Annotated in this window: 18 protein-coding genes; 13 read left to right on the forward strand and 5 right to left on the reverse strand. The window is 61.2% G+C overall.

The annotated features are described in order from the left end of the window. The 5 genes from ACEN8Z_RS20675 to ACEN8Z_RS20695 all read left to right on the forward strand — a co-directional run bounded on the left by ACEN8Z_RS20675 (position 1) and on the right by ACEN8Z_RS20695 (position 3,899). On the forward strand, positions 1–486 hold the full coding sequence (locus ACEN8Z_RS20675; protein ID WP_108231059.1) for a flavin reductase family protein: 486 nt from the start codon (positions 1–3) through the stop codon (positions 484–486). A 146-nt stretch (positions 487–632) separates the two neighbouring features. Then, positions 633–2,084, forward strand: a complete 1,452-nt coding sequence (locus tag ACEN8Z_RS20680; RefSeq protein WP_495595488.1) for an NAD-dependent succinate-semialdehyde dehydrogenase — start codon at positions 633–635, stop codon at positions 2,082–2,084. A 19-nt stretch (positions 2,085–2,103) separates the two neighbouring features. Continuing rightward, positions 2,104–2,493 carry a carboxymuconolactone decarboxylase family protein gene (locus ACEN8Z_RS20685; protein WP_007991919.1) on the forward strand — a complete coding sequence of 130 codons (390 nt, stop codon included), beginning with the start codon at positions 2,104–2,106 and terminating at the stop codon, positions 2,491–2,493. Between the two features lie 88 nt (positions 2,494–2,581). Continuing rightward, positions 2,582–3,334 (forward strand): GntR family transcriptional regulator, encoded by a 753-nt coding sequence (locus ACEN8Z_RS20690; RefSeq protein WP_008003966.1) that lies wholly within the window; start codon positions 2,582–2,584, stop codon positions 3,332–3,334. Position 3,335: 1 nt separating this feature from the next. Continuing rightward, positions 3,336–3,899: an NUDIX hydrolase gene (locus ACEN8Z_RS20695; RefSeq protein WP_495595489.1), complete on the forward strand. Its 564-nt coding sequence runs from the start codon at positions 3,336–3,338 to the stop codon at positions 3,897–3,899. Positions 3,900–4,022: 123 nt separating this feature from the next. Here ACEN8Z_RS20695 and ACEN8Z_RS20700 read toward each other — a convergent pair whose 3' ends face one another. Next, complete coding sequence (locus ACEN8Z_RS20700) at positions 4,023–4,319, reverse strand: DUF1330 domain-containing protein (RefSeq protein ID WP_495595490.1); 297 nt, start codon at positions 4,317–4,319, stop codon at positions 4,023–4,025. Between the two features lie 70 nt (positions 4,320–4,389). On the opposite strand from ACEN8Z_RS20700, the gene ribBA reads away from it, so the two are divergent. The 6 genes from ribBA (at position 4,390) to ACEN8Z_RS20730 (ending at position 11,738) form a co-directional block, all read left to right on the forward strand. Continuing rightward, entirely contained in the window at positions 4,390–5,499 is a 1,110-nt protein-coding gene (gene ribBA, locus ACEN8Z_RS20705; protein ID WP_008003971.1) for a bifunctional 3,4-dihydroxy-2-butanone-4-phosphate synthase/GTP cyclohydrolase II, read from the forward strand. A 304-nt stretch (positions 5,500–5,803) separates the two neighbouring features. Continuing rightward, positions 5,804–6,829, forward strand: coding sequence for an ABC transporter substrate-binding protein (locus ACEN8Z_RS20710; protein ID WP_008003973.1), 1,026 nt, complete (start codon positions 5,804–5,806; stop codon positions 6,827–6,829). Beyond that, positions 6,826–7,770 (forward strand): ABC transporter permease, encoded by a 945-nt coding sequence (locus ACEN8Z_RS20715; protein WP_008003976.1) that lies wholly within the window; start codon positions 6,826–6,828, stop codon positions 7,768–7,770. Before ACEN8Z_RS20710 ends, ACEN8Z_RS20715 begins: the two co-directional genes overlap by 4 nt. A gap of 6 nt (positions 7,771–7,776) precedes the next feature. After that, positions 7,777–8,586: an ABC transporter permease gene (locus ACEN8Z_RS20720; protein ID WP_008003978.1), complete on the forward strand. Its 810-nt coding sequence runs from the start codon at positions 7,777–7,779 to the stop codon at positions 8,584–8,586. A 16-nt stretch (positions 8,587–8,602) separates the two neighbouring features. Then, the gene (locus ACEN8Z_RS20725; RefSeq protein ID WP_495595491.1) at positions 8,603–9,757 is read left to right on the forward strand and encodes an ABC transporter ATP-binding protein; all 1,155 of its coding nucleotides are present in this window, start codon (positions 8,603–8,605) and stop codon (positions 9,755–9,757) included. A gap of 265 nt (positions 9,758–10,022) precedes the next feature. Beyond that, positions 10,023–11,738: an amidase gene (locus ACEN8Z_RS20730; RefSeq protein ID WP_008003983.1), complete on the forward strand. Its 1,716-nt coding sequence runs from the start codon at positions 10,023–10,025 to the stop codon at positions 11,736–11,738. Between the two features lie 359 nt (positions 11,739–12,097). Here the strand turns inward: ACEN8Z_RS20730 and ACEN8Z_RS20735 are convergent, their stop codons facing one another. Continuing rightward, on the reverse strand, positions 12,098–13,096 hold the full coding sequence (locus ACEN8Z_RS20735; protein ID WP_008003985.1) for a bile acid:sodium symporter family protein: 999 nt from the start codon (positions 13,094–13,096) through the stop codon (positions 12,098–12,100). An 84-nt stretch (positions 13,097–13,180) separates the two neighbouring features. Here ACEN8Z_RS20735 and ACEN8Z_RS20740 point away from each other — a divergent pair, with 84 nt between their 5' ends. Further along, the gene (locus ACEN8Z_RS20740; protein ID WP_495595492.1) at positions 13,181–13,969 is read left to right on the forward strand and encodes an AraC family transcriptional regulator; all 789 of its coding nucleotides are present in this window, start codon (positions 13,181–13,183) and stop codon (positions 13,967–13,969) included. 399 nt (positions 13,970–14,368) lie between these two features. Here ACEN8Z_RS20740 and ACEN8Z_RS20745 read toward each other — a convergent pair whose 3' ends face one another. Then, positions 14,369–15,469 carry a polyamine ABC transporter substrate-binding protein gene (locus ACEN8Z_RS20745; RefSeq protein WP_442100009.1) on the reverse strand — a complete coding sequence of 367 codons (1,101 nt, stop codon included), beginning with the start codon at positions 15,467–15,469 and terminating at the stop codon, positions 14,369–14,371. Between the two features lie 390 nt (positions 15,470–15,859). Further along, positions 15,860–17,185 (reverse strand): OprD family porin, encoded by a 1,326-nt coding sequence (locus ACEN8Z_RS20750; RefSeq protein ID WP_495595493.1) that lies wholly within the window; start codon positions 17,183–17,185, stop codon positions 15,860–15,862. A gap of 349 nt (positions 17,186–17,534) precedes the next feature. Between ACEN8Z_RS20750 and ACEN8Z_RS20755 the strand changes: the two genes are divergently transcribed. After that, positions 17,535–18,155 carry a glutathione S-transferase family protein gene (locus ACEN8Z_RS20755; RefSeq protein ID WP_442100006.1) on the forward strand — a complete coding sequence of 207 codons (621 nt, stop codon included), beginning with the start codon at positions 17,535–17,537 and terminating at the stop codon, positions 18,153–18,155. Positions 18,156–18,346: 191 nt separating this feature from the next. On the opposite strand, the gene ACEN8Z_RS20760 is transcribed toward ACEN8Z_RS20755, so the two are convergent. Then, complete coding sequence (locus tag ACEN8Z_RS20760) at positions 18,347–19,753, reverse strand: purine-cytosine permease family protein (protein WP_008000478.1); 1,407 nt, start codon at positions 19,751–19,753, stop codon at positions 18,347–18,349. Between the last annotated feature and the right edge of the window lie 268 nt (positions 19,754–20,021).

Genomic DNA, 20,021 nt, shown 5'->3' on the forward strand with positions numbered 1-20,021 from the left:
ATGATCGAACCCGGCATTTACAAAGACGTGATGAGTTCGTTCCCGTCCGGGGTCACGGTGGTCACCACCCTGGACCCGGACGGCGGCATCGTCGGCATCACCGCCAGTGCCTTCAGTGCGCTGTCGATCGACCCGGCACTGGTGCTGTTCTGCCCCAACTACGGTTCCGACACCTACCCGGTGCTGCGCGACAGCAAGCAGTTCGCGATTCACCTGCTGTCCGCCGACCAGACCGCAGAAGCCTATGCCTTCGCCGGTAAAGGCAAGGACAAGGCCAAAGGCATCGAGTGGCACTTGAGCGATCTGGGCAACCCGATCCTGGCCAAGGCGACGGCGATCATCGAGTGCGAACTGTGGCGCGAATACGACGGCGGTGATCACGCGATCATCGTCGGCGCGGTGAAGAACCTGATCCTGCCCGAGCAACCGGTGACGCCGATGATCTACCACAAAGGCAAGCTGGGCCCATTGCCCGCCCTGGCTTGATGATTCACCACAAAACCCTGTGGGAGCGAGCTTGCTCGCGATGACGGTGTATCAGTGACATAGATGTTGAATGTCAGTCCGCTATCGCGAGCAAGCTCGCTCCCACAGGTACCGCGGTGCATATTCTTTTTTTGTCAGGAGCCGGCATGAGCCCAGCAGCCTCGTTACTGTTCCGTCAGCAGGCCTACATCAATGGCCAATGGCTGGATGCGCCCGATGGTGCGCAACAGGACATCTTCAACCCGGCCACCGGCGAGTTGATCGGCCAGGTGCCGAACCTCGGCGCCGACCACGCACGTCAGGCCATCGAGGCCGCCAACAAGGCCTGGCCGGCCTGGCGCGCGCTGACCGCCAAGGAGCGCAGCAATACGCTCAAGCGCTGGCATGCCTTGATGCTGGAAAACGCCGACGCCCTGGCCGAAATCCTCACCCTCGAACAAGGCAAGCCACTGGCTGAGGCCAAGGGTGAAATCCTCTACGCCGCGAGCTTCATCGAGTGGTTCGCCGAAGAGGCCAAGCGCATCTACGGCGACACCATTCCCAGCCACAAGGGTGATGCGCGCATCGTGGTCAGCAAGGAGCCGATTGGTGTGGTCGCGGCCATCACGCCGTGGAATTTCCCGGCGGCGATGATCACCCGCAAGGCCGGCCCGGCGCTGGCCGCCGGTTGCCCGTGCATCGTCAAACCGGCCCCGGAAACACCCTTCTCGGCACTGGCCATGGCCGCGCTGGCGGAACAGGCCGGCATCCCAGCGGGCATTTTCAATGTGATCACCGGTGATGCCATCGCCATCGGTGGCGAGCTGACCAGCAGCAGCCTGGTGCGCAAACTGTCGTTCACCGGTTCCACCGCCATCGGCAAACTGCTGATGGCTCAGTGCGCACCGACGCTGAAAAAAGTCTCACTGGAACTGGGCGGCAACGCGCCGTTCATTGTCTTCGACGATGCCGATCTGGAGCGTGCCGTCGACGGTGCGCTGATCGCCAAATTCCGCAACGCCGGGCAGACCTGCGTCTGCGTCAACCGCTTCCTGGTGCAGGCCGGCATCCACGACGCCTTTGTTGCGCGTTTGGCCGAGCGGGTTTCGCAACTCAAGGTCGGCAGCGGTTTCGAAGAAGGTGTCACCCAGGGCCCGCTGATCAACGAGCGGGCCCTGGCCAAGGTCGAAGAGCACGTGCAAGACGCCCTGGCCCAGGGTGCACGACTGCTGTGCGGCGGCGAACGTCATGCGCTGGGCAACGGTTTCTTCCAGCCGACCGTGCTCGCGGCGGTTACCACACAGATGAAAGTCGCCAAGGAAGAAACCTTCGGTCCGCTGGCAGCGGTGTTCCGCTTCGACACCGAGGCCCAGGCCGTCGAGATGGCCAACGACACCGAATTCGGCCTCGCTGCCTACTGCTACACCCGCGACCTGGGCCGCGCCTGGCGCATGAGCGAGGCGCTGGAGTACGGCATGGTCGGGATCAACGAAGGGCTGATTTCCACCGAAGTCGCGCCGTTTGGCGGCATCAAGTCCTCGGGGCTGGGCCGTGAAGGGTCGAAGTACGGCATCGAGGATTACCTGGAACTCAAATACACCTTGATGGGCGGCCTTTGAGCCCACGGGAGCTACGCAGATGAACAACGAAAAATACGAAAAAGGCCTGAAGATCCGCACCCAGGTGCTGGGCGAAGCCTACGTCAATCGCTCCATCGAGAACGCCGACGACTTCACCCGCCCCTTGCAGGAGATGGTCACCGAGTATTGTTGGGGTCATGTCTGGGGCCGTGAGGGTTTGTCCCTCAAGGAACGCAGCATGATCAACCTGGCGATGATCTCGGCCCTCAACCGGCCCCATGAACTCAAGCTGCATGTGCGCGGCGCCTTGCGTAACGGCCTGAGTCGTGAGCAAATACGCGAAATATTGCTTCAGGTCGGCATTTATTGCGGTGTCCCCGCTGCCGTAGACAGTTTCCGGCTCGCCCGTGAAGCCTTCGCCGAAGCCGATGCCGAGGCCTCCAGTTAACCCTTGGCTGTTTGATCCGACCGAGCACATGGATTCCCGTAATCGAAGTGCTCTTTTTGCATGGACAGCCACAATCAGAGCGGACCCCATGAAACGCCTGCCACTCGACGACAGCTTCAAGGTCAATCGCAACCCCGTTACCCTGCGCGAAATCGTGCTGGATAAACTGCGAAGCGCCATCATGAACTTCCAGCTCCTGCCGGGAGACCGTCTGGTCGAACGCGATCTGTGCGATCGCCTGGGCGTCAGCCGTACTTCCGTGCGCGAAGCCTTGCGTCACCTTGAATCCGAAGGCCTGGTGGAATTCGCCGATGCCAAGGGCCCGCGTGTCGCGATCATTACCCTGGCCGACGCCGTGGACATCTACGAGCTGCGCTGCGTACTCGAAGGGCTGATCGTTCAACTGTTCACCCTGCGCGCCAAAGCCAAGGACATCAAGGCCCTGGAAAAAGCCCTGGAAGAAAACCGCAAGGCGTTGAAAGACGGCGAACTGCAACAGGTCATCGACTCGGTGCAGGGTTTCTACGATGTGCTGCTCGAAGGCTCGGGCAACCATGTCGCAGCCACTCAGCTGCGCCAGTTGCAGGCACGCATCAGCTACCTGCGCGCGACCTCGGTGTCCCAGGAAAACCGTCGCGGCGCCAGTAACCAGGAAATGGAGCGCATGGTCGAAGCGATCAAGAGCGGTGATGCGCTGGCCGCCCACCAGGCTTGCGTCGACCACGTGCGTGCGGCGGCTGCCGTGGCCCTGGACTACCTCAAGCGCAAGCAGGAAGAAACCGGCGACATCCCGGCGATCACCCTGCCCATCGCGCTGAAAGAACCGCGCATAGGTCGCTGAAATGTTCAGCCCGAGCTTTTGCCCCAAGTGCGGCAGCAATGACCTCAGGTCACAGCTGCCGCCGGGCGATACGCACGAGCGCCTGATGTGCCGCGGCTGCGGCTACATCCATTACGTCAATCCGAAGATCATTGCCGGCTGCATCATCGAGCAGGACGGCAAGTACCTCCTGTGCCAGCGCGCCATCCCGCCGCGCCCTGGCACCTGGACCTTGCCCGCGGGCTTCATGGAAAGCGGCGAGACCACCGAGCAGGCGGCCTTGCGCGAAGTCTGGGAAGAAAGCGGCGTGCGCGCGGAAATCGTCTCGCCCTATTCGATCTTCAGCGTGCCGCAGATCAGCGAGGTGTACATCATCTTCCGCGCCATCGCGCTGGAGATCACCGGCCAATACGGCCCGGAGACCCTCGACTACAAATTCTTCGCGCCCGAGGATATTCCCTGGGACAGCATCTACTACCCGACGATCCGGCAGATTCTTGAGCGTTATATCGAGGAGCGCCAGGCTGGGGTGTATGGCATTTACATGGGCAATGATGACAGCGGGAAGATTCACTTTATTCGCTGACAGTTCCCACTCCCCCTGTGGGAGCGAGCTTGCTCGCGATGGCGGTGTATCAACCAACATATATGTCAACTGACACTCCCTCATCGCGAGCAAGCTCGCTCCCACAGGGTTCAGTGGTGTTGGTCAGAGCGGCGGCATGCCCTCGACTATGATGATTTCGGCCTTCGCCACGCCTTCGCGGTGTCCCCTCGCCTCCTGATACAACTCCGAGTGATAGCAAGCCACTGCCTGCTCATAGGAATCAAACTCAATCACCACGCTGCGTTGCGGTGTCGCTCGGCCTTCCAGTGCTTCGCTGCGCCCGCCGCGAGCCAGAAACCGTGCGCCATAGGCAGCGAATGCCTGCGGCGCACGCTGAGTGTATTGGCTGTATTGATCGGGGTCGGTGACATCCACATGAGCAATCCAGTACGCCTTCATAGTGACCTCTCGGTTTATTTTGTATTATGGTATACCACATTACCCATCCAACAAATACCGAGACTCCAGCATGGCCTTCAACAGCATCGAAGAAATCATCGAAGATTACCGCCTCGGCAAAATGGTTCTGCTGGTCGACGATGAAGACCGGGAAAACGAAGGCGACCTGTTGCTGGCCGCCGACCGCTGCACACCCGAGGCGATCAGTTTCATGGCCCGTGAAGCCCGCGGCCTGATCTGCCTGACCTTGACCGACGAACACTGCAAACGCCTGGGTCTTGAGCAGATGGTGCCGAGCAATGGCAGCGTGTTCAGCACCGCGTTTACGGTGTCCATCGAAGCGGCCGTCGGCGTGACCACCGGCATTTCCGCAGCGGATCGCGCACGCACCATCGCTGCCGCCGTCACCGCCAACGCCGGCCCCGCCGACATCGTGCAACCGGGCCACATCTTCCCGCTGCGCGCCCGGGAGGGTGGCGTGCTGACCCGCGCCGGCCATACCGAGGCCGGTTGCGACCTGGCCCGCCTGGCCGGCTTCACCCCGGCCTCGGTGATTGTCGAAGTGATGAACGACGACGGCACCATGGCCCGCCGCCCGGACCTGGAAGTGTTCGCGCGCAAGCACGGGATCAAGATCGGCACCATCGCCGACCTGATTCACTATCGCCTGAGCACCGAGCACACCATCGTGCGCATCGGTGAACGTGACTTGCCGACCGTGCACGGCACCTTTCGTCTGATCACCTTTGAGGATCGCATCGAAGGTGGTGTCCACATGGCCATGGTCATGGGCGATTTGCGTCGCGAGCAACCGACACTGGTGCGGGTGCATGTGATCGATCCGCTGCGCGATCTGGTCGGCGCCGAATACAGCGGGCCGACCAACTGGACGTTGTGGGCCGCCTTGCAACGTGTCGCCGCCGAAGGCCACGGCGTGGTGGTGGTGCTGGCCAATCACGAATCCTCGCAGGCGCTGCTCGAACGGGTGCCGCAATTGACCCAGCCGCCCCGGCAGTTCAGCCGTTCGCAGTCGCGAATTTATTCGGAAGTCGGCACCGGTGCGCAGATCCTGCAAAACCTGGGTGTCGGCAAGCTGCGCCACCTCGGCCCGCCGCTGAAGTATGCGGGCTTGACCGGGTACGACCTGGAAGTGGTGGAGAGTATTCCGTTCACCGAGTGATCCTCGGCTGAATGCAATCCCCTGTGGGAGCGGGCTTGCTCGCGAAAGCGGTGTATCAGACAACATAAGTGTCGACTGATACTCCCTCTTCGCGAGCAAGCCCGCTCCCACAGGGGAATGCGTCGTCACTGAAAAACACCTTTTGGCTGATAGCCGGTACGGCAAAATGCTTGCACAAAGTTTGGAATACCATAATATGATATTCCATAGACCGGGCAGTCGAAGCTGACTCGATGGACCTGATGCTCCCGATAGGCGGGCACTCGAAAGCCCCGCTCATAAACACAACAATGAGGGCGTGAAAATGGTGTTGAACAAACGTGCGACCGCGGTTCTTTTTGCGGGACTGCTGAGCGTGACCAGCCAGGCGCTGATGGCGGCTGAAAGCGTCAACTTCGTGAGTTGGGGCGGCAGCACCCAGGATGCGCAAAAGCAGGCCTGGGCCGACCCGTTCAGCAAGGCCAGCGGCATCACCGTGGTGCAGGATGGCCCGACCGACTACGGCAAACTCAAAGCCATGGTCGAAAGCGGCAACGTGCAATGGGACGTGGTCGACGTCGAAGCCGACTTCGCCCTGCGCGCCGCGTCCGAAGGCTTGCTCGAACCCCTCGATTTCAAAGTGATTGAACGCGACAAGATCGACCCGCGCTTCGTCAGCGATCACGGCGTCGGCTCGTTCTTCTTCTCCTTCGTCCTCGGCTACAACGAAGGCAAGCTTGGCGCCAGCAAACCTCAGGACTGGTCCGCGCTGTTCGACACCAAGACCTACCCCGGCAAACGCGCCCTCTACAAATGGCCAAGCCCTGGCGTGCTGGAACTGGCCCTGCTGGCCGATGGCGTGGCTGCCGACAAGCTGTACCCGCTGGACCTGGACCGCGCGTTCAAGAAACTCGACACCATCAAGAAAGACATCGTCTGGTGGGGCGGCGGCGCGCAGTCGCAGCAATTGCTGGCCTCCGGTGAAGCGAGCATGGGTCAGTTCTGGAACGGCCGGATTCATGCCCTGCAAGAAGACGGCGCCCCAGTCGGCGTAAGCTGGAAGCAGAACCTGGTCATGGCCGACATCCTGGTCATTCCAAAGGGTTCGAAAAACAAGGACGCGGCGATGAAGTTCCTGGCCAACGCCAGCAGTGCCAAGGGCCAGGCGGACTTCTCCAACCTGACCGCCTACGCCCCGGTCAACGTCGACAGCGTGCCGCGCCTGGACTCGGTGCTGGCCCCTAACCTGCCGACCGCTTACGCAAAGGATCAGATCACTCTTGATTTCGCGTACTGGGCCAAGAACGGTCCGGCCATCGCGACACGGTGGAACGAATGGCTGGTCAAATGAAAATGACGGTAACCGCGTCTCGTCCATCCACGGCCTCCGGGAGCGCCACCGGCGCTGCCGGTTCGGCAGTCGGCCAGAGCGTTGCGAAGCAACCCTCGCCGTCGCTGAAGCAGCGTTGGCGTGGCGCCAGTAACCTGGTCCCCGCCCTGCTGTTCCTCGGTCTGTTCTTTCTGGCGCCGTTGATTGGCCTGCTGTTGCGCGGCGTGCTGGAACCGGTGCCGGGCCTGGGCAACTACGAGCAACTGTTCGCCAACTCGGCGTATGCCCGGGTGTTGCTCAACACCTTCTCGGTGGCCGGGCTGGTCACACTGTTCAGCCTGCTGCTGGGCTTCCCGCTGGCCTGGGCGATCACCCTGGTGCCGCGCGGCTGGGGCCGCTGGATCCTCAACATCGTGCTGCTGTCGATGTGGACCAGCCTGCTCGCCCGCACTTATTCCTGGCTGGTGTTGCTGCAGGCCTCCGGGGTGATCAACAAGGCGCTGATGGCGATGGGCATCATCGATCAACCGCTGGAGATGGTGCACAACCTCACCGGCGTGGTGATCGGCATGAGCTACATCATGATCCCGTTCATCGTGTTGCCGTTGCAGGCGACCATGCAGGCCATCGACCCGATGATCCTGCAGGCCGGCTCGATCTGCGGCGCCAGCCCCTGGACCAACTTCTTCCGGGTGTTCCTGCCGCTGTGCCGGCCGGGGCTGTTTTCCGGCGGGCTGATGGTGTTTGTGATGTCCCTCGGTTACTACGTGACCCCGGCCCTGCTGGGCGGTGCGCAGAACATGATGCTGCCCGAGTTCATCATTCAGCAGGTGCAGTCGTTCCTCAACTGGGGCCTGGCCAGCGCCGGCGCCGCGTTGCTGATCGTGATCACACTGGTGCTGTTCTACTTCTACCTGAAGCTTCAGCCGGAATCCCCGGTTGGCGCCAGCAACGCGAGGTAAGCCGTCATGCTCCTGACCCCCAATGCCATGAGCCGGCGCATGCGCTTCGGCCTGTATGCCACCACCGGGCTGATCGGTCTGTTCCTGCTGCTGCCGATCGTGTTCATCGTGCTGCTGTCGTTCGGCTCGTCGCAATGGCTGGTGTTCCCGCCGCCGGGCTGGACACTGAAATGGTACGGCCAGTTCTTCTCCAACGCCGACTGGATGAACGCGGCGATGGCCAGCCTCAAGGTGGCGGTGCTGACGACGTTCTTCGCCGTCGCGCTGGGCCTGCCGACCGCGTTCGCCCTGGTGCGTGGCCGTTTCCCCGGCCGGGAAATGCTCTACGGCCTGTTCACCCTGCCGATGATCGTGCCGCTGGTGATCATCGCCGTGGCGGTGTACGCGCTGTTCCTGAAACTGGGTTACACCGGGACCATGTTCGCGTTCGTGGTCAGCCACGTCATCGTCGCGTTGCCGTTCACCATCATCTCGATCATCAATTCGCTGAAGCTGTTCGATCAGTCAATTGAAGATGCGGCAGTGATCTGTGGGGCTTCGCGCCTGCAAGCGGTGTACAAGGTGACCTTCCCGGCGATCCGCCCGGGCATGGTGGCCGGCGCCCTCTTCGCCTTCCTCGTCTCGTGGGATGAAGTGGTGCTGAGCGTGATGATGGCCAGCCCGACCCTGCAAACCCTTCCCGTGAAAATGTGGACCACCCTGCGCCAGGACCTGACGCCCGTGATCGCCGTCGCTTCGACGCTGCTGATCGGCCTCTCGGTATTGGTCATGGTGATCGCCGCCGCTCTGCGCCGGCGCAACGAAATCAGCGCTTGAGCGCCAGGAGTACGACATGAGTGCAGTGATCAAAGATTCCGCGCAGCAAAATGACAAACCCCTGGTCAGCCTGCGTAACCTGAACAGACACTATGGCGATTTTGCCGCCGTGGACAACATCTCGCTGGACATCAAGGACGGTGAATTCCTCACCTTCCTCGGCTCCAGCGGCTCCGGCAAAAGCACCACGCTGTCGATGCTCGCCGGCTTCGAAACGCCGAGCAGCGGCGAGATCCTGGTCAATGGCCAGTCGCTGATCAACGTACCGCCGCACAAACGCGATATCGGCATGGTGTTCCAGCGCTACTCGCTGTTCCCGCACCTGTCGGTGCGCGACAACATCGCGTTTCCGCTAGCGATTCGCAAACTGGCCACTGCCGAACGGGAGCGCCGGGTCGATGCGATGCTCAAGCTGGTGCAGCTTGAGCAATTTGCCCATCGCCGCCCTTCGCAACTGTCCGGTGGCCAGCAGCAGCGCGTCGCCATCGCCCGTGCGCTGGTTTACGAACCACGCATCCTGCTGATGGACGAACCGCTGGGCGCGCTGGACAAAAAGCTGCGCGAAGACTTGCAGGACGAACTGCGCCAACTGCATCGACGCCTGGGTATCACCATCGTCTACGTGACCCACGATCAGGAAGAAGCCATGCGCCTGTCCCAGCGCATCGCGATTTTCAGCCACGGCAAGATCGTCGGCCTGGGCAGTGGCTATGACCTGTACCAGAATCCGCCGAACGCCTTTGTCGCCTCGTTCCTCGGCAACTCGAACTTCCTCAAGCTCAAGGCCCAGGGTAATGCGGTGGCGACCTTCGAAGGGCAGGCACTGTCGATCCGCCTCACAGCCGGCCTGCAAACCGGTCAGGACGTGCTGCTGATGGTGCGCCCGGAAAAAGCCCTGGCCCTGAGTAACGAACAGGCCGTTGCCGAACCGCTGGCCGCTGGCTGGAACGAAGTCTCGGCCAAGGTCGTGGAAGTGTTGTTTCTCGGTGAAAGCCAGACTTGCAGCGTGGTCACTTCGGGTGGCACCTCGATGACGGTCAAGGCGCTTTCCGCCGCCGGCATGCCGCTCAAAGCGGGCGACCCGGTGCGCGTGCGCTGGGCCACGGCCGATGCCTGCGTCTACACCGAATGGGCCGAAAGCGACCTGAACAAGGCCGCCGGCGCGCATTGATCCCATGGCCCACAACGGTGGGCCGCTGCTAAAGTGTCACCCTCGGGCCACCACAACGTCGGGTTGTGGTGGCCTTTTTTCTGTCGCCTGTAAGATAAATTGGACAACGGATTCCTAAAATCCCGGTTTAATGCTAAATAGTGCTCAGTATTTTTAACACCCGACCCTGTCGTGCCACACAGTGCAACGAGAATAACGATATGAAAGTCCATTTCGAGAAAAGTGAAGTGTTTGGGACCCTCCACCTGCAATCGGCGGTGGCAGCATGATCGAAGTCACCGAAGTTTCCATTGCCGAGCTGCGTGCAGCGCTCGAGTCCGGCCAGACCACCTCGGTTGAATTGGTCCAGGCCTATCTCGCGCGGATCGATGCCTACGATGGCCCCGAAACCTCCACCGCCCTGAACGCGGTCGTGGTTCGCAACCCCGAAGCGCTCGCCGAAGCACAGGCCGCCGATGCCCGTCGTGCCAAGGGCCAGACGCTGGGTCCGCTGGACGGCATCCCTTACACCGCCAAGGACAGCTATCTGGTCAAAGGGCTGACCGCTGCATCGGGCAGCCCGGCTTTCAAAGACCTGGTCGCCTATCGCGATGCGTTCACCATCGAGCGCCTGCGCGCCGCCGGGGCTATCTGCCTGGGCAAGACCAACATGCCGCCGATGGCCAACGGCGGGATGCAGCGTGGCGTCTACGGCCGCGCCGAGAGTCCGTACAACGCTGATTACCTCACCGCCCCTTTCGCCTCCGGCTCGTCGAACGGTGCCGGCACGGCTACCGCGGCCAGCTTCGCCGCTTTCGGACTGGCGGAAGAAACCTGGTCGAGTGGCCGTGGACCGGCCTCGAACAATGGCTTGTGTGCCTACACGCCGTCGCGCGGGGTGATCTCGGTACGCGGCAACTGGCCGTTGACCCCGACCATGGACGTGGTCGTGCCGTTTGCCCGGACCATGGCCGACCTGCTCGAAGTGCTCGACGTGGTGGTGGCCGATGACCCGGATACCCGCGGTGACCTGTGGCGCTTGCAGCCTTGGGTGCCCATTCCGAAATCGTCTGAGGTACGCCCGCAATCCTATGCCGCGCTGGCGGCGAACAGCGATGCGCTCAAAGGCAAGAAGTTCGGCATTCCGCGCATGTACATCAATGCCGACCCTGAAGCCGGCACGTCCGAAGCGCCGGGCATCGGTGGCCCGACCGGCCAGCGCATCAACACCCGCCCGTCGGTGATCGGCCTCTGGGAACAGGCACGCAAGGCCCTCGAAGCCGCTGGCGCCGAAGTGCTCGAAGTGGACTTCCCGCTGGTCTCCAATTGCGAAGGCGATCGTCCTGGCGCGCCGACCGTGTTCAATCGCGGCATCGTCTCCAAGGAATTCCTGCACCACGAATTGTGGGACCTGACGGCCTGGGCGTTCGATGATTTCCTGCAGGCCAACGGCGATCCGAAACTGAATCGCCTGGCCGATGTCGACGGCCCGCTGATCTTCCCTCACGACCCGGGCACCCTGCCCAACCGCGAGGGCGACCTGGTTGCCGGCATGGACGAATACGTGCGCATGGCCGAGCGCGGCATCACGCCGTGGGACCAGATCAGCACAGTGCCGGACGGCCTGCGCGGGCTTGAGAAGACCCGCAAGATCGATCTGGAAGACTGGATGGATCGCCTGGGACTCGACGCGGTGCTGTTCCCGACGGTTGCCGATGTAGCGCCTGCGAATGCCGATGTCGATCCGCATTCGGCGGATATCGCCTGGAGCAACGGTATATGGGTCGCCAACGGCAACCTCGCCATCCGCCACCTCGGCGTGCCAACAGTCACCGTGCCAATGGGCGTGATGCCGGACATCGGCATGCCGGTCGGCCTGACGTTTGCCGGGCGCGCTTATGACGACTCGTCGCTGCTGCACCTGGCATCGGCGTTCGAGTCGACAGGGAACAAACGCATGATCCCGCCGCGCACCCCGCCATTGGCGACGGACAAGCGGTAATGTAGGAGCTGGCTTGCCAGCGATGGTCGTCAACGATAACGCGTGCGAGCTGGATAAAGTGGCGCACTTGAGTCCATCGCCAGCAGGCTGGCTCCTACAGTTTCAGCGTGGGCGCGGTCCCTTGTGGGAGCTGGCTTGCCTGCGATGGTCGTCAACGATAACGCGTGCGAGCTGGATAAACGCGGCGTACTGGAGCCCATCGCCAGCAGGCTGGCTCCTACAGTTTCAGCGTGGGCGCGGTCCCTTGTGGGAGCTGGCTTGCCTGCGATGGTCGTTAACGATAACGCGTGTGAGCTGGATAAACGCGGCGCGCTTAAGTCCATCGCCAGCAGGCTGGCTCCTACAGGTTTCCGGGATTATCAGGGATCGACCTGAGCCATCAGTTCCGGAATCGATTCCGGCCGATTGGCAAAACGCTGCGCCAGCACCGCACAGACCATCAGTTGAATCTGGTGGAACAGCATCAACGGCAGGATCAACACGCCAATGGTGCTACCGGCAAACAACACCTGCGCCATCGGCACACCGGTCGCCAGGCTTTTCTTCGAACCGCAGAAAAGAATGGTGATGCGATCTTCCTGATTGAAGCCGAACGCCTTGCCCAGTACGGTCGAGGCCACCAACACCAGTGCCAGGACCACGCAGCAAGCCACCACCAGCCCGACCAGATCCAGCAGCGGAATCTGGTGCCAGAGCCCCTCGATCACCGCTTCGCTGAACGCGCCGTAGACCACCAGCAGAATCGAGCCCTGATCGACGAATTTCAACCAGCTCTTGTTGCGCGCCACCCAGTTGCCGATCCAGCGCCGCGCGATTTGCCCGGCAATGAACGGCAGCAGTAACTGCACGCTGATCTTGAAAATGGCGTCGAGGGTCGAGGCGCCTTCGCCGTGGACATTCAGCAGCAGGGTCACCAGCAACGGCGTGAGAAAAATCCCGAACAGGCTGGACGCCGCCGCGCTGCAAATCGCCGCCGGGATGTTGCCCCGCGCCAGCGAAGTAAAGGCAATCGCCGACTGCACCGTGGCGGGCAGCGCACACAGATACAGCATGCCCATGTACAGATCATTGCCAATCAGCGGCGACAGCAGCGGTTTGAGCGCCAGGCCGAGCAATGGAAACAGCACGAACGTCAGGCTGAACACCAGCAAATGCAGGCGCCAGTGCCCGGCACCGGCAATGATCGACTCGCGGGACAGCTTGGCGCCATGCAGGAAGAACAGCAGCGCGATCGCGATGTTGGTCAGCCAGCCAAAACCGACCGCGACCTGACCGCTGGCGGGCAGCAGGCTGGCCAGCGTGACCACACCGATCAGGGTCAGGGTGAAGTTGTCGGGTAACAAACGGGGGCGAGTCATGGGTTGATCATCCGGGGGTTGCCAGTACGTGAAAGCGACTCTAACGTGACTGGATATTACCGACTAACGCCGATGAGCCCACCGATGCCGCCTAAAGGACATGACAAAAGTATCCGGCGCAGTATTCCCGGGCTGTCCAGCCTGCCACGACCACTCTACGGCCGTACCGAATCGCTGCCCAATCGCGCACTGACCCGGCGCCACAGTCACCCGTGGGTGCAGCTTTCCTATGCGATTCAAGGCGTGCTCGAAATACAGACCGGCGTCGGACGTTTCGTCGCCCCGCCGGAACGTGCCGTGTGGATTCCGGCGGGCATGCCGCACCGGGTGTTCAGTTCGCCGCGCACGGAAATGCGCAGCCTGTACATCGATTGCAGCGTCTCGACCTGGGCGCCGCCGGGTTGTCATGTGTTGGGGGTCAGTGATCTGTTGCGCGAGTTGATCCGAGCCTTCAGCCAGATTCCAGTGGAATACGATCAGAGCGGCCCGCACGGCCGGTTGGCCCAGGTGATTCTCGATCAGTTGGCTGAGGCGCCACAGATCGACCTGATGCTGCCCCTGCCCCAGGACAGCCGATTGCGGCAAATCGCTCAAAGCCTGGAGTCGCACCCGGAGCAACAAACCACGCTCAGCCACTGGAGCGACAAATTCGGTGTCACCGAGAAAACCCTCAGTCGCCTGTTCCTGCGCGACACAGGCCTGACCTTTCGCGCCTGGCGTCAGCGCTTGCGTTTGCTTGGCGCCCTGACGCCACTGGAACAGGGCGAACGAGTAACCGACGTCGCGTTGGCCTGCGGCTACGACTCGACGTCGGCGTTTATTGCCGCCTTCCGCCAGCAGTTCGGCGAAACACCGGGGGAGTTTTTTCGCTGAGCCCAGCACCGTACAACCTGTAGGAGCGAGCCTGCTCGCGATGGCGGTGGGTCAGTCGACACATTCATTGCCTGCCAGACCGCTATCGCGAGCAGGCTCGCTCCCACAGGGGATGTGGGTGTACACAAAACCTGTGCTCGACACAAAAACCTGTGGGAGCGGGCTTGCTCGCGAAAGCGGTGGATCAGTCGACGCATGCATTGACTGACACTACGCCTTCGTCGGAGCGCCGCCCGGAGCCAGCCCGCTCCCACAATGGATGTTCGTCATCCGCAGGATTTGTGTTCGACATCAATCAACTGTGGGAGCGAGCTTGCTCGCGAAAGCGGTGGGTCAGTCGACACATGCTTGACTGACACTACGCCTTCGCGAGCAAGCTCGCTCCTACAGGGGTTTGGGTTACTGATCGGACTTGATGCTGGTCCAGACCCGTGTCCGCACCCGCTCAAGCTTTTGCGGCAATGGCTGCACGACGTAGAGCGTCTTCAATGCCTCGCTGGTCGGTGTCAGGTCCGGGTTGCCGGTGATGTCCTTGTCGATCAGTGCCAGCGAGTCCTTGTTGGCATTCGGGTAACCGAGGAAGTCGCTGATCGGCGCGATGACTTTCGGGTCCAGCAGGTTGTTGAGGAATTCGTGGGCCTCGGCGACGTTCTTGGCGCTTTTCGGGATGGCGAAGGTGTCGAACCAGATCGGCGCGCCTTCTTTCGGCAGGCGCCAGTCGACAACCACGCCGTTGCCCGCCTCTTTGGCGCGGTTGCCGAATTGATAGAAGCTGCCGGAGTAACCGATGGCTACGCAGATATCGCCGTTGGCGATGTCGGTCATGTACTTGGCGGAGTTGAAGTAGGTGACGTAAGGGCGAACCTTGAGCATCAACGCCTTGGCTTTTTCGTAGTCGTCCGGGTTCTGGCTGTTCGGGTCCAGCCCCAGGTAATGCAGGGCCAGCGGCAGGATCTCCGAGGGCGAGTCGAGCATGGCTACGCCACAGGCCTTGAGCTTCTCCATGTTCTCGGGCTTGAACACCAGATCCCAGCTGTCCACCGGCGCATTCTCGCCCAGCGCTGCCTTGACCTTGGCCGGGTTGAAGCCGATCAGCACGGTGCCGTACATGTAGGGCACGCCGTACTGGTTGCCCGGGTCGTTCTTGTCCAGCAGCTTGAGCAACGCCGGGTCCTGGTGCGACCAGTTCGGCAGTTTGGACTTGTCGAGTTTCTGGAACACGCCCGCCTTGATCTGGGTTTCGATGAACTGGTTGGAGGGCACCACCAGGTCGTAGCCCGAGTTGCCGGTGAGCAGCTTGGCTTCCAGGGATTCGTTGGTGTCGAAGGTGTCCCAGGTCACCTTGATCCCGGTGTCCTTGGCAAAATCCTTGGGCACGGACGGCAGGATGTAATCCGCCCAGTTGTACACCCGCAATTCGCGCGGTTCGGCGTGCACCGCGCTGGCCAGCAGCGACAGTCCGCAAACGGTGGCGCCCAGCATGCGTTTCATTGAGTCCATGGATCGTTTCCCCAAGTGTGGCGTGAGTTCGATGGTTTTTATGTTCTGTACACGGCAGCGGTCTTGAAAATAGCCAAGGGCAAGGAAGTGGAGATTCTGGTTGTGGTTTCAACTTGGGTGGCTGACTCAGCCACCCGCGTCTGATTCTTGCTGATGGCGTGGCCGGTTCACAGCGTGAGGCAGGCCAAAAGGAGATCCAAACGGCCAAAAAACGTGTCCGCATTGATCAGCGTCTCGAGGCCTTTCACCGACGGTACGGCGGCCAGCCTATGTTTGCGCGGTCCTTGTGGGAGCGGGCTTGCCCGCGATGAGGCCGGCACATTCGATATCAATGTTGCCTGACATACCGCCATCGCGAGCAGGCTCGCTCCTACAGGGGGTTGTGCGTGATTACAGCAGCGACAACGTGTAATTGATGATGAATCGGTTCTGATCCACATTACGGCCCGCATCGGTATTGGACTTGGCATTGCGCAAAGTGAACCCCACCCCTTTGAACGTGCCCGATTGCAACACGTAGTCCAGGGTCATGTCGCGTTCCCACTCGGACTGATCGCTGGCGTTTTGCGCCTTGATGTCCGTGCCCTTCAAGTACGCGATCGAGGCTTTCAGGCCCGGCACACCCAAGGGTGCGAAGTCGTAGGTGTATTGCCCGAAATTCGTCTGTTCTCCGGCCCGGGCAAAGTTCTGGATCATTTTGTCGGTGGGCAGGTAGACACTGCCGCCGCCCGCCCCTTTGTCCACCAGGCTGCCCTGGTTGGGCTGGACGAAGTTGCTGCCATCGCCCACGCGCTGATGCCCCACCGTGACCGCGTGTCCCCCATGGGTGTAGGTGACCATCGCCGACCAGGTGCTGTTGTCGATTTCACCGTCGTTGTCGTCGGTGTAACCCGATACCCGATAACCTTGTGCGCGGCCGGAGGCAGAGCTATTGGCACCGCTCGACGTGGTACGGAAGTAGCGCAGGTCGGTGGTCAGTGAGCTGGCGCTGTCGATGGGCAGAATATGCGTCAGGCCGAGAAAGTTCTGGTTGTAGAAGTCTTCCAGTTGCGCGAAGTAATACTGGGTCTTCAGATTCCTGGTGAGGTTGTAGTCAGCACCGGCGTAGTAGAACTTGTTGCTGTCCTGCGTGCTGCCGGCGACCGACAAGCCTGTACGGTCCGTCGAGGCGCGCCCTACCGCGTGCTCCAGCACACCGCTGGTCAACGTCAGGTCATCGATGTCGCTCGAGGTGACCTGCGCGCCGGTAAACGATTGCGGCAACACACGAGCATCGTTCGCCAGAAGGATCGGCAACTTTGGCAGCAAGGTGCCGTAGCGAAATTCAGTCCTGGCAAGGCGCATTTTCGCCGTAGGGCCGAAGCTGCTCCAGGTGTCGGCCGCGCCGTCGCCGTCCGAAGGAATCATGCCGCTACCGACGTGGCGACCTGCCCCGCTGTCCAGTGTGATGCCGAGCAACGCCTGGGCATCGAGCCCGAACCCCACCGCGCCCTGCGTAAACCCGGACTCATAGCGCAACACAAACCCCTGGGCCGCCTCTTCGGTTTTCGAAGGATCCGCTGCGCCATCGCGATTGTCGCTGTTGAAGTACAGGGTGCGCATCGAGAGGCTGGCCTTGCTGTCTTCGAGAAACCCGTGGGCGGCGCAATCGCCGGCCTGTGCACACAGCGAACCGGTGGCCAGCAAGACTGCGGTGGGAATGGCGCGTTTGAACATAGGGTGCTCCTGGGTGTTTCTTATCGTTATTTGAAGGTTTCACCGCCAGTCAGGGCCCGATTGCCGCCCACGCAACAACGCTCAACACGAACGCGACAACAGGCGCGCTCGATGAGTGATGCGAATCGTTCGAGGTGAGGGTTGACTGACTGGCTTGTGAAACTCTTAAAACATTTCGGCAGGCTATTATCAAACGCGGTGAAAGTAGTTTTCGTGGAGGGATAAGCCTTGTCGTGCAGGGGTATGGACGATCACTGTTTTTGCATATCGGTGCAGCGGATTTTCACCATACTGACATCATCGGCAGTGTTCGGTGGCTACCTGTATGTCACGACAAGAGCAATGACTCATGAACGATCAAATCGAGCTGTACGGCGCCAGCACCGGCAATAGTCTGCGGGCCGCGATTGCCCTGGAAGAAGCCGGCATCGCCTACACGGCATGCAGGCTCGACCTGTATGCACAGGAGCACCGTGGGTCGGCCTTCCTGGCGCTCAATCCCGCCGGGAAAGTCCCGACCCTGGTCGATCACGGGACAACGCCGGCGCTGGTCATCAACCAGTCCAACGCCATCATCCAGTACGCCGATGCCAAGGCGCCGGGACGGCTGGCACCGGCGCAGCCGGGACCTGCGCGCATCCGGGTGATCGACCGCTATTTCTTTTTCGTGACCGATGTCATCGGCCCCAGCCATGCCGCCTTTTTTCTGCACCAGGCGGGGCAGGACAAGGCGGCGGCGATCATCGATCTGCGGGTGATCGAGCAACTGACTTACGCGGAAAGTTTTCTGACTGCCGGTTTCATGGCCGGAGAGCAGTTCTCCATGGCCGACATTTCGGCATTCACCATCGCCACAGCGTTCCGTGATCGACTGGAATGGAAAGAGCTTCCGCAACTTTCGCGCTGGTTCGACTCGGTCGAAGCCAGGCCGGCGGTACAACGCGGCCTGAATGTGTTCAAGCATTCCTGAGCGGTCGCCGAACACAGAAATGCCCGACACGCCGCCGTCACTGTAGGAGCGAGCTTGCTCGCGATGGTCGTTAACGATGCCGCGTGTTTACTGACTAAACGCAGCGCTCTTAAGTCCATCGCGAGCAAGCTCGCTCCTACAGTGACGGCGGCGTGTCGGGCATTTTCAAACGAACACCAAACACTTTTGCCTCAGTCGGTGTAGCCGAGTTCTACCGAGCGGCTTTCCTGCGACTGGTTTCGTGTTGCGAGGCAGTAATACAACGGGCACGTCACCACGAGCCCCACCAGCCACGACAGGTCCGCGCCGTCCACCAGATTGGCGTATGGCCCGACGTACAAGGAAGTATTGGCGAACGGCAGCTGCACGATGATGCCGATGAAGTAAGCAATGATCGCGTGCAGGTTGAAGCGACCGTAGATGCCGCCGTCAGCGCGGAAGATCGACGCGATGTCGTAGCGGCCGCGCTTGATCAGGTAGAAGTCGATCAGGTTGATCGACGCCCACGGCACCAGCACCAGCAACAGCGCCAGAATCAGGCCGATGAACTGCGAAATGAAATTCGCCGAGGCACCCAGCGCCACCACGCAGCAGCCCGCCAGCACGATGCTCGATAACACAACGCGCACTTTGATGCTGGGCGTCCATTGGCTGGCGAAGGTCTGGATAGAAGTGATGATCGACAGCACCGCGCCATACAGATTCAAGGCGTTGTGGCTGATGATGTTGAGCAGGAACAACACCATCAGGATCGGCCCCAGCCAACCGGTGGACTGCTTGACCGCGGCCATCGCCTCGGTGCCTTCCGGGGTTGCCAGTACTGCAACGGCGCCGAAGGTAAAGGACAGGATCGTGCCCAGGGTCGCACCCAGATAGGTGGCAAAGAACGGCCGGGTAATGCCGATATCCGCCGGCAGGTAGCGCGAGTAGTCCGACACGTACGGCGAGAAGCTGATTTGCCAGATGATGCCCAGCGACACCGTGGCCAGCCAGCCGGACAGGTTGAACCCACCGCGAGTGAAGAAGTCCGCCGGCAAGTCATGGGCGAAGATATAGAGGAAACCGGCGAGCAAGGCACTGCCCATCACCCAGGTGCCGATACGGTTGAGGGTGTGGATGAAACGGTAGCCAATCACGCCGATGGCGGTGGCACTGAGGGCACCGATGAGAATGCTGGCCGGCACCGGAACCGACGGCGCAATGCCGACAATCGATTTGCCTGCCAGCACGATGTTGGAAATGAAGAACCCGATGTAGATCAACGCCGCGAAGAACACGATCAGCAGCGCGCCATAGCGGCCGAACTGACCACGGCTCTGCACCATCTGCGGAATGCCCATGCATGGCCCCTGGGCCGACGCCAGCGCAATCACCACGCCGCCGACCATATGCCCGAGCGCAATCGCCAGCAAACCCCAGAACAGGTTGAGGTGGAACACCTGGACCACCATCGCGCCGGTGACGATGGGCAGTGGCGCAATGTTGGTGCTGAACCACAGGGTGAAAAGATCGCGGGCCTTCCCGTGGCGCTCTGCGAGTGGAACGTAGTCGACCGTGTGATTCTCGATCAACGGATCTTGCCGGGACATCTGGGACATGTGCATGAACTCGAGTTTGTCTGTTCTTATCTTTGTATGAAGCCAAACCGGGGGGACTCTTTGGTCACCCCTCAGATGCCGACCATATTATGGTATTCCAAACTTTAAACAAGACTGATCCGGTCTTTGAACAAGCATCTGAGCTGCCATCCTGCCCGATTCACGCCAAACCTGGCTAGCTGAAGGTCCCGTAATCATTGAGTTTCCGACGAAAGCCATACGTTTATCGGGTCACCTAAAAAGACCTTGCAATAGATGTATTACGGTA

Source organism: Pseudomonas sp. Pseusp10 (genome assembly GCF_059492225.1).